General features: G+C 41.3%; 6 protein-coding genes, 1 pseudogene and 1 other annotated feature. Of the genes and pseudogenes, 6 read left to right on the top strand and 1 reads right to left on the bottom strand.

From position 1 onward, the window contains the following. The first annotated feature begins 112 nt into the window (after positions 1-112). The 3 genes from carB (at position 113) to rplL (ending at position 4492) form a co-directional block, all read left to right on the top strand. Positions 113-3331, top strand: coding sequence for a carbamoyl-phosphate synthase large subunit (gene carB / locus ACH2DQ_RS15835; RefSeq protein WP_394913609.1), 3219 nt, complete (start codon positions 113-115; stop codon positions 3329-3331). A 54-nt stretch (positions 3332-3385) separates the two neighbouring features. After that, positions 3386-3524 (top strand) — a sequence feature (ribosomal protein L10 leader region). A gap of 30 nt (positions 3525-3554) precedes the next feature. Next, positions 3555-4043, top strand: a complete 489-nt coding sequence (gene rplJ, locus ACH2DQ_RS15830; RefSeq protein WP_394913610.1) for a 50S ribosomal protein L10 — start codon at positions 3555-3557, stop codon at positions 4041-4043. 74 nt (positions 4044-4117) lie between these two features. Further along, positions 4118-4492 (top strand): 50S ribosomal protein L7/L12, encoded by a 375-nt coding sequence (rplL, locus tag ACH2DQ_RS15825; protein WP_027296072.1) that lies wholly within the window; start codon positions 4118-4120, stop codon positions 4490-4492. Positions 4493-4563: 71 nt separating this feature from the next. On the opposite strand, the gene ACH2DQ_RS15820 is transcribed toward rplL, so the two are convergent. Further along, positions 4564-5331 (bottom strand): hypothetical protein, encoded by a 768-nt coding sequence (locus tag ACH2DQ_RS15820; RefSeq protein WP_394913611.1) that lies wholly within the window; start codon positions 5329-5331, stop codon positions 4564-4566. Between the two features lie 341 nt (positions 5332-5672). Here ACH2DQ_RS15820 and ACH2DQ_RS15815 point away from each other — a divergent pair, with 341 nt between their 5' ends. From ACH2DQ_RS15815 to ACH2DQ_RS15805, 3 genes and pseudogenes are all read left to right on the top strand, one after another. Beyond that, positions 5673-7184 carry a CoA-acylating methylmalonate-semialdehyde dehydrogenase gene (locus ACH2DQ_RS15815; protein ID WP_394913612.1) on the top strand — a complete coding sequence of 504 codons (1512 nt, stop codon included), beginning with the start codon at positions 5673-5675 and terminating at the stop codon, positions 7182-7184. A 327-nt stretch (positions 7185-7511) separates the two neighbouring features. After that, a complete protein-coding gene (locus ACH2DQ_RS15810; RefSeq protein ID WP_395027379.1) occupies positions 7512-9041 on the top strand; it encodes a D-alanyl-D-alanine carboxypeptidase in 1530 nt (509 codons plus the stop codon). Positions 9042-9225: 184 nt separating this feature from the next. Next, positions 9226-10578, top strand: a pseudogene (locus tag ACH2DQ_RS15805) (DNA-directed RNA polymerase subunit beta); the annotation flags it as partial.

Below are 10578 nucleotides of genomic sequence, written 5' to 3'. Positions count from 1 at the left end.
ACTTTGTCATGGGATTAAATTATATATTTACACATCTCTTACAATAACGTATAATAGACCTAATGATTTTGGGTAGTATAGTATACAAATAGATATTATGAGAGGTAAAACCATGAAGAGAAATGATATTCACAAAGTACTTATTATCGGTTCCGGTCCTATCATCATTGGACAGGCATGCGAATTTGACTATTCCGGAACACAGGCGTGTAAAGCGTTAAGAAACCTTGGTTATGAAATTGTTCTGGTTAATTCTAATCCGGCAACGATCATGACAGATCCGGAAACAGCGGATATTACTTATATTGAACCATTAAATGTAGAACGTCTGACTCAGATTATTGAAAAAGAACGTCCCGATGCATTACTGCCAAACCTTGGCGGACAGTCCGGTCTGAATCTTTGTTCCGAACTGGCAAAGGCAGGCGTTTTGGATAAATATGATGTGAAAGTTATCGGTGTTCAGGTAGATGCCATTGAGCGTGGAGAAGACCGTATCGAATTCAAAAAGGCGATGGACAGTCTGGGTATTGAAATGGCAAGAAGCGAAGTGGCATATACAGTAGAAGAGGCTTTGAAAATTGCCGATAATCTGGGATATCCTGTTGTATTAAGACCCGCATATACAATGGGTGGTGCCGGCGGCGGTCTGGTCTATAATGTAGAAGAGTTAAAGACGGTATGTGCCAGAGGCTTACAGGCAAGTCTGGTAGGCCAGGTACTGGTTGAAGAATCCATTCTCGGCTGGGAAGAGCTGGAGTTAGAAGTGGTTCGTGATTCTAAGAACAACATGATCACGGTCTGCTTCATTGAAAATATCGATCCGCTGGGTGTACACACAGGAGATTCCTTCTGCTCCGCACCAATGCTTACTATTTCAGAGGCAGTTCAGAAAAGACTTCAGGAGCAGGCTTATAAAATCGTGGAAGCGATTGAAGTAATTGGTGGAACAAACGTTCAGTTTGCACATGATCCGGTCAGCGACCGTATTATCGTCATCGAAATCAATCCAAGAACTTCACGTTCCTCGGCACTTGCATCCAAAGCAACCGGATTTCCAATTGCATTGGTTTCTGCAATGCTGGCAAGTGGTTTAACTTTAGATGAAATCCCATGCGGAAAATATGGCACTCTGGATCAGTATGTTCCGGGCGGAGATTACATTGTCATTAAATTTGCACGCTGGGCATTTGAGAAATTTAAAGGATCTGAGGATAAACTGGGTACACAGATGCGAGCAGTTGGTGAAGTAATGAGCATCGGAAAGACTTATAAAGAGGCTTTCCAGAAGGCAATCAGAAGTCTTGAAACCGGCAGATACGGATTGGGGAATGCAAAGGATTTTGCTTCTAAGACGAAGAAAGAATTGTTAAAAATGCTTGCCGTACCAACAAGCGAACGCCAGTTTATTATGTACGAAGCACTTAGAAAAGGAGCTTCCGTAGAGGAATTATTTGATTTAACCAAGATTAAACATTACTTCATAGAACAGATGAAAGAACTGGTGGAAGAAGAAGAAGCGCTAAAAGCTTCAAAAGGCAGTATTCCCCAGACAAATGTATTAAAACAGGCTAAGTTAGATGGATTTGCAGATAAATATCTGAGTCAGATTCTGGAAGTGACTGAAGATAAAATTAGATCTGCAAGGATTGATGCCGGAATTACAGAGGCCTGGGAAGGGGTTCACGTAAGCGGCACCAAGGATTCTGCATATTACTATTCCAGCTACCATATGAAAGACGAAAGCCCGGTTAACAGTGATAAGCCTAAGATTATGATACTAGGCGGCGGACCAAACCGTATCGGACAGGGTATTGAATTTGATTACTGCTGCGTACATGCTGCAATTGCATTAAAAGAATTAGGCTTCGAGACGATTATTGTAAACTGTAATCCTGAGACGGTATCAACGGATTATGATACTTCTGATAAATTGTATTTTGAACCGCTGACTCTGGAAGATGTGCTCAGCATTCATGAGAAAGAAAAACCGGTAGGCGTTATCGCACAGTTTGGCGGACAGACACCGTTAAATCTGGCAAATGACCTGAAGAGAGCCGGTGTAAATATTCTTGGAACAACACCGGAAACCATTGACCTGGCAGAAGACAGAGATCTGTTCCGGGATATGATGAAGAAGCTGAATATTCCAATGCCGGAAGCTGGAATGGCAGTAAACGCTGGAGAAGCACTTGCAATTGCGGGCAAGATCGGATATCCGGTAATGGTACGTCCTTCCTATGTCCTGGGCGGCAGAGGCATGGAAGTGGTTCATGATGACGATGCCCTGACATTCTACATGAAGGCAGCAGTTGGCGTTACTCCGGACAGACCGATATTGATTGACCGTTTCTTACATCATGCTACCGAGTGTGAGGCAGATGCCATCAGCGATGGAACCAATGTATTTGTACCGGCAGTAATGGAGCATATTGAGCTTGCAGGTGTTCACTCCGGTGACTCCGCATGTATTCTCCCTTCTAAGAATCTGACAGAAGAGCAGATCGAAACAATTAAGGATTATACAAGAAAAATTGCTGCAGAAATGAATGTAGTCGGACTTATGAATATGCAGTATGCGATCGAAGACGGCGTGGTATATGTGCTGGAAGCGAATCCACGTGCCTCCAGAACAGTACCACTTGTATCCAAGGTATGTAATATCAAAATGGTAAAACTTGCTACCGATATTATGACTTCACATTTAACGGGAAGACCATCACCGGTGCTGTCGCTGAAAGAGAAGCAGTTTTCACACTATGGTGTGAAAGAGGCAGTGTTCCCATTTAATATGTTCCCGGAAGTGGATCCTTTATTAGGACCGGAAATGCGCTCTACGGGAGAGGTACTTGGTATTTCCGAAAGCTTTGGAGAAGCTTTCTATAAAGCCCAGGAAGCTACCCAGACCAAACTTCCGTTAGAAGGAACCGTATTGCTCAGCGTAAGTGACAGAGACAAGCCGGAAGTAAAAGAGGTTGCGCAGGGGCTTCACGACTGCGGATTTAAACTGATGGCTACAGGAAGCACTTATGAACTGATCAGGGAAGCCGGCCTTGAAGTGGAAAAGATCTCCAAGATCAATGAAGGAAGACCGAATATCCTGGATGCCATTACAAATAAAAAGATTCAAATGATCATCAACACACCGATTGATAAAAAAGGTGCAACAGATGACAGCTATATTCGGAAAGCTGCTATTAAGGAAAAAATTCCTTATATGACAACTATGGCTGCAGCAAAAGCTACAGCTGAAGGAATTAAGGCAGTGAAAAAGGGTGATCGTTTAGAGGTTCATTCCTTACAGGAGTTCCACAAAAAAATTAAAGAGTAAGATGAGCAGAAAAAATGTTAAAATCTGCTTGACAAATTCAGACATACTATGCTATAGTCTATTAGAAAACTGCCGAAGACAGTAGGTGCCGCAAGGCATAAGGTGAAAACGCCTACCGAGGAGTAATGAGTTCTTATAAGAATGATTTATGAAACCTCTTTGTCTTGTACAAAGAGGTTTTTTTACGGCGGTACACATACTAACATAAGGAGGTGCACCATTCATGGCAAAAGTTGAACTTAAAAAACCAGTTGTTGAAGAGATTAGCGCAAGTATTAAAGATGCAGCATCAGTTATTTTAGTTACTTACAGTGGAATCAGCGTGGAACAGGACACAGCTCTTCGTAAAGAGCTTAGAGAAGCTGGCGTTATCTACAAAGTATACAAAAATACAATGATGAACTTTGCATTCAAAGATACAGATTGCGAAGCACTCAGCAAACATCTGGAAGGACCAAACGCAATTGCAATTTCCAAAGAAGACGCAACTGCTCCGGCAAGAATCTTAGCAAAGCATGCAAAGACTGTTCCGGCTATCAAATTGATCGCAGGTGTCGTAGAAGGAGCTTACTACGATGAGACAGGCGTACAGGCACTGGCTTCCGTTCCGTCAAGAGAAGAACTTCTTGGCAAATTACTTGGAAGTATCCAGTCACCTATTACAAATCTTGCTCGTGTTCTTAATCAGATTGCAGAAGCAAAAGAAGCTTAAGAATTCAACGTAAAACTTGGAACCGGAAAATCGGATATCCGTAAAAATTTAAAAATTAAATGGAGGAAAATAAAATGGCAAAATTAACAACAGCAGAATTTATTGATGCTATCAAAGAATTATCTGTATTAGAATTAAACGATTTAGTAAAAGCATGTGAAGAAGAATTTGGTGTATCTGCAGCAGCAGGTGTTGTAGTAGCAGCAGCAGGCGGAGCAGCAGAAGCAGCAGAAGAAAAAGATGAGTTCGACGTAGAATTAACAGAAGTTGGACCAAACAAAGTTAAAGTTATCAAAGTTGTTCGTGAAGCTACAGGCTTAGGCTTAAAAGAAGCTAAAGAAGTAGTTGACGGAGCTCCTAAGGTAGTTAAAGAAGGCGTTTCTAAAGCAGAAGCTGAAGAATTAAAGACTAAATTAGAAGCAGAAGGCGCTAAGATCACATTAAAATAATTTGATGATTAGCAATCCCCGCAGATTCCTGGGTTCCAGGTGTCTGCGGGGATTTTTTTGTTCTTTATGAACTATCTCCATTTTAGTGTATAAGAACCATTACATGCGGAATTATATCCTTGCCGTAATACCTGAATGTAATAGACGCCGGCTGGAAATACAGATTGGGTAGTTTCTGTTTTCGTGGAATTCACCCGATAAGTCGATGCATTCGTTATTCTGATATAGGGGCTTGGTGATACGATTTTAAATTCAATCCAGTTGTTGTTAGCCAGTGCACCGTATGTAAACCGGATTCTTTGCGGTGCAGGTAAAACAATTTTATACCAATCTGATTTAGTGGAGGATTCACCTAATAACAGGGTTCCCTGTTCCGTTTTATTACGGGGAAGGTTTTTTGCATTGGACTGCTTTGAACCGCTTTTATCCGAAATTGCTTTAAAACTGTATTTTAATTTGTAGCTGCTGTCAGTCGTTTTAATGTAGTAAGTTCCCTTTTTTACGCAATAGTACTGATTTGAGCTGCTGCTCCCGGCTGTATATTTTGTAAAAGTATCTAATTCCTTTTTCCTGCTGTTGCATAACCGGATTCCCATGGGCCATTTATAATTGGTGTAAGTACTATAGCGGTATCCCGAAACCGTAATCAGTCCAGGTTTTGTAACTTTGATTTTATGATATACAGTTTGCGTACTGCCATAACTTTTATCTGTATACCATTTGTTATTACGTAGGGACTTTGTCTTGGATGCTGCCAGTGTTGTCATGCCCAGCGCAAGGGTAAGCATGAGTGATAACATTGCCATAATCATTAGTTTCTGTAAATTTCTCTTTTTCATCTTTGTTTCCTCCTGATAAATTTATAGTTCGTATATTATACCAACAGACATTAAAACAAAGTAATAGCATGTATTGAATAGCTGATTTTGTGTTATGAATTATCATGCATAGAAAAATTTAGTTTTAAGAAGCTCAGGTGCCTGGAGATTACAGTAATAATATTGATTAGTAAAGTTATGAATATATCAGAGATCAAGACGAATATCTTGATTATTTTGTGAATAAAATAACGAAAAGTTTGTGTTGATTTTGGTTAAGTTCTGTGATAATATAAGATATATCCAAAATGTAATCAAAAAATTACAATAGTTTACCACAAATATGAAAGTGAGGATTTATCATGGGTGATGTTAAGAAACTGGGTTTTTATGTAAATGGTGTGTTTAAAGAATCAAAGACGGAACGTTATACGGATGCCTGCAATCCAAGTACCGGCGAAATCACTGCAAAAGTACCTTGCTGTACTTCTGAAGAAGTGGAAGAAGCCATTGCAGCGGCAAAGGCGGCTTTTCCGGGCTGGTCAGGAACACCTGTAATCAAACGTGTTCAGATTCTTTATAAACTGAGAGATCTGCTGATCACCCATATGGATGAACTGACAGAACTGGTTGCCAGAGAAAATGGCAAGGCATGGGTTGAGGCAGAGGGAGATGTCCTGAAAGCGAAAGAAGGAACGGAACAGGCGATTTCTGCACCGTCATTAATGATGGGTGAAAGTCTCATGGATGCTTCCTCCGGTTTTGATACGGTAATGTACCGTGAACCCATGGGTGTATTTGCAGGAATAGTTCCATTTAACTTCCCTGCAATGATTCCTATGGGATGGATGACACCAATGTGCATCGCCTGTGGAAATACCATTGTAATAAAGGCCGCAACATTTACACCTCAGACCTGTATGCGCATCGCTGAATTATATAAGGAAGCAGGACTTCCGGATGGCGTAATCAATATCGTAACCTGTTCCAGAAATGAAGCGGAAATGTTCTTAGAGCATCCGGATATCAAAGGAATTACTTTTGTAGGTTCAACGGAAGTAGGATTACATATTTATTCAACTGCAGCAGCAAATGGAAAACGTGTTCAGGCTCTTTGTGAAGCGAAGAATCATGCACTGGTGCTGAATGATGCGCCAATCGAAAGAACAGCAGCCGGTATAATTAATGCAGCATTTGGATGTGCCGGTGAACGCTGCATGGCACTTCCGGTAGTTGTAGTCCAGGAAGATATTGCAGATGATCTGGTTCAGGCAATTGTAGAAAAAGCTAAGGAAATCAAAGTCGGTCCGGCTTATGACAAATCTACTGGTATGGGGCCGGTAGTAAATGAAGGCCATAAGAAGTTTGTCACAAATTGGATTGCAAAAGGAATTGAAGAGGGCGCTGAACTGATCTTAGATGGAAGAGAGATTCAGGTTCCGGGATATGAGAATGGCTGTTATGTAGGACCTACGATCTTTGATCACGTGAAACCGGGAATGACGATTGGAGACAGAGAAGTATTTGGTCCGGTTCTCTGCATCAAACGAGTGAAAGATTTCGAGGAAGGACTTGCGGTTATGAATGCAAATCCCTATGCAAACGGTTCTGTAATCTTTACCCAGAGCGGACATTTTGCGAGAGAATTTGCACGGCGTACGGACGGAGGCATGGTGGGTGTCAATGTAGGTATTCCGGTTCCGGTGGGCATGTTCCCGTTCAATGGTCATAAGAAATCTTTCTTTGGAGACCTGCATTGCCTTGGAAAAGACGGATACCGTTTCTATACAGAAGGAAAAGTAGTGACAACCCGGTGGTTTGATGAAGAAGAGAAGAAAGCAAAAACAGTTTCTACCTGGGATGGAACTATCTGATCCGAATATCATTGCTCAATTTCATATTGCAGGATAACATAACATAAACGCTGGTGCCAGGAGATCATCTTGGCACCAGCGCATTTTTGTTCCCGCGTGCAACGAGCCAAACGGACACGCTGGCGTGTCCATTTGAATTATCTGTAGTGCCACCCGGCATAAATACGCTCTAGATTTGCTATATATGGAAAATTTGATTTGGTTAATCTTACCAAATCATGTATAATATTTCTAAGAGGCAAAGGGTGTTTTAAATTTGCTTTGTGATAGCGGGAATGAATTTTCAAACACGCTCTGGTTAGAAAGCCGAAGTGGGGGTAGAGTTAGATGCAATATGTAAAGAAGAGGTTTTTTATTCTGTTCACATTAATTTTGATTATGTTGTTGGGAGGATCTGCTGTATGCCGGGCGGATGCAGCCTGGAAGCATAAAAGTACAGGCTGGTATTATTATACGAAGAGCGGCAGATTACAAAAAAGCCGCTGGATTGGAGAACGGTATGTAAATTCCAAAGGAAGATGGATCGTAAGCTTTAAGAAAACCCAGAAAGGTTTCCGCTATAAGAATGGTTCTGAGGGATATCTGAAAAGTCAGTGGAAAACCATTGATGGGAATCGTTATTATTTTAATAAGAAGGGTTATGCCGTTACACAGGGCTGGGTAGGAAAACGATATCTGGAGGCGAATGGAAAATATGTGGAAGGTCTTGTGAAAACTTCCAGGGGCTGGCGTTTCCGAAATGATAAGAACCAGTACATAACAAATAAGTGGAAGACGATCAATAACAAACGATGTTATTTCGATAAGAATGGTTATGTGGTCAAAAATAAAAGAATTACGATAAATAGCATTAAATACAGCTTTGATAAATATGGGTTTATGAAACCGGGTATCCGGACTATTGGCAAAGGGAAGAAATATCAGAATCAAACCGGAAGCTATCTGAAAAACAGCTGGAAGAAGGTATCCGGCAAATGGTATTATTTTGGCAATAACGGATATATGGTGAAAAATAAGTGGGTTGGGGACTACTATCTGGGAAGTAATGGGGCAATGGTAAAGAGTACCTTTGTAGGCAGCAAGTTTGTAGATGCTTCCGGGAAAAAGGTAACTGCATCTGCATTAAGTCTTTCTGCGCCTTCTGCGGTCTTAATTGATGCAGGGACAGGAAAAGTTATCTATCACAAAAATGCAAATCAAAACCGTCCAAATGCCAGTACTACCAAAATAATGACAGCAATACTTGCTTTGGAGTATGCAGGATTGAATGATTCGGTTTCCGTATCGGCGTATGCGGCAGCCCAGGAAGAAGTCAAGCTGTATATGAATGCCGGAGAGGTCTACCGGATGCAGGATCTGTTGTATGCATTGCTTCTTCCTTCCTATAATGATGTGGCGGTAGCAATTGCGGAGCATATCAGCGGTTCCGTACAAAATTTTGCGGACCTGATGAATCAAAAAGCAAGAGAGCTTGGTTGTAAAAATACAACATTTGTCACTCCAAACGGACTGGAGATGGGAAATCATGGATCATCCGCTTTGGATCTGGCGAAGATGCTGCGATATGCCATTAAAAATGACCTTTTTCGCCAGATGATCCAATCCAGGACATACAGCTTTTCCTGTCTTACAAACGGCAGGGGCTTTACGGTATACAGCACGGATGAGATGCTGGGACAGATGCCGGGATTCCAGGGAGGGAAAACAGGATGGACCACACTTGCCGGTTACTGCTTTGCAGGGGCATTAAGCAAAAATGGCAAGACCTACATTTCTGTGGTATTGGGATGCCCGTCCAGTGAGTCCAGATGGAGAGATACCCGCGCGCTGTTAAACTATGGCGCCGCTAATTATTGATGTCCAAATTGTACCAATTTAAAACCAATTTTATATGAAAAAACTGCTTGACAGCAGTTTTTCTTTATGATAAAGTGGAAGATGCACTATTGTGCAGGATTGTGCCCAAGGGTATCATTATGCCCAAAACCGGGTTGTTGGAAATAGTTTATATTTATATAGAAAGAACAGGGGTGAAACGTCAATGGAGAAAAACAGGATACGACCAATCAAAAGCGGCAAAAGCTTTCGTATGAGTTACTCAAGACAAAAAGAGGTTCTGGAAATGCCCAATTTGATTGAGGTCCAGAAAGACTCATACCAATGGTTCCTAGACGAAGGAATGAAGGAAGTTTTTGAAGATATCTCTCCAATCGCGGATTATAGTGGCAAGCTGAGTTTGGAATTTGTAGATTTCACATTATGTGAAGATGATGTGAAATATTCCATCGAGGAGTGCAAGGAGAGAGATGCAACATTTGCTGCACCGTTAAAGGTTAGGGTGAGACTTCATAATAAAGAGAATGACGAAATCAATGAACATGAGATATTCATGGGGGATTTACCTTTAATGACTGCAACAGGTACCTTTGTAATCAATGGTGCTGAACGTGTTATCGTTAGTCAGTTGGTTCGTTCGCCAGGTATTTATTATTCAGTTGCTCATGATAAAATTGGTAAGAAGTTATTTTCTGCTACCGTTATTCCGAACAGAGGTGCCTGGCTGGAATACGAAACTGACTCCAATGATGTTTTCTATGTTCGTGTAGATAGAACCAGAAAGGTGCCGATTACGGTATTAATCCGTGCACTCGGCATCGGTACCAATGCTGAGATCATTGAGTTGTTCGGTGAAGAACCAAAGATCCTGGCTAGTTTAACAAAGGATACATCTGAAAATTACCAGGAAGGTCTTCTGGAATTATATAAAAAAATCCGTCCGGGTGAACCGCTGGCAGTAGAAAGTGCAGAGAGCCTTATTACCAGTATGTTCTTTGACCCCAGAAGATATGATCTTGCTAAGGTTGGACGTTATAAATTTAATAAAAAGCTTCTGCTTCGCAACCGTATCGCCGGACATGTGCTTGCAGAGGATGTTGTAGACACTACAACAGGTGAAATTCTTGCAGAAGCAGGTACCGAAGTGACACGTTCACTGGCTGACGATATCCAGAATGCGGCAGTTCCTTTCGTTTGGATTCAGACAGAAGAACGCAATGCAAAAGTAATCTCCAGTATGATGGTTGACATTACGAATTTCGTAGATGTGGATCCAAAAGAAGTGGGTGTTACAGAGTTAGTATATTACCCGGTGCTTGAAAAAATACTGGAAGAAAATGACGATATTGAAGATATCAAATATGCAATCAAGCAGAATATCCACGAGTTGATTCCAAAGCATATCACTAAGGAAGATATTATTGCTTCCATTAACTACAATATGCATCTGGAATATGGAATTGGCAATGCAGATGATATTGATCATTTAGGAAACAGACGTATCAGAGCAGTGGGCGAATTGCTTCAGAACCAGTACCGCATCGGTCTTTCCAGACTG

Source organism: Robinsoniella sp., assembly GCF_034124845.1.
This window is presented reverse-complemented; position numbering and strand designations above follow the sequence as displayed.

Excerpts from the sequence above, each read along its gene's own strand:
- carB (WP_394913609.1), top strand. The coding sequence starts at position 113 with ATGAAGAGAAATGATATTCACAAAGTACTTATTATCGGTTCCGGTCCT.
- rplJ (WP_394913610.1), top strand. The coding sequence starts at position 3,555 with ATGGCAAAAGTTGAACTTAAAAAACCAGTTGTTGAAGAGATTAGCGCA.
- rplL (WP_027296072.1), top strand. The coding sequence starts at position 4,118 with ATGGCAAAATTAACAACAGCAGAATTTATTGATGCTATCAAAGAATTA.
- ACH2DQ_RS15820 (WP_394913611.1), bottom strand. The coding sequence starts at position 5,331 with ATGAAAAAGAGAAATTTACAGAAACTAATGATTATGGCAATGTTATCA.
- ACH2DQ_RS15815 (WP_394913612.1), top strand. The coding sequence starts at position 5,673 with ATGGGTGATGTTAAGAAACTGGGTTTTTATGTAAATGGTGTGTTTAAA.
- ACH2DQ_RS15810 (WP_395027379.1), top strand. The coding sequence starts at position 7,512 with ATGCAATATGTAAAGAAGAGGTTTTTTATTCTGTTCACATTAATTTTG.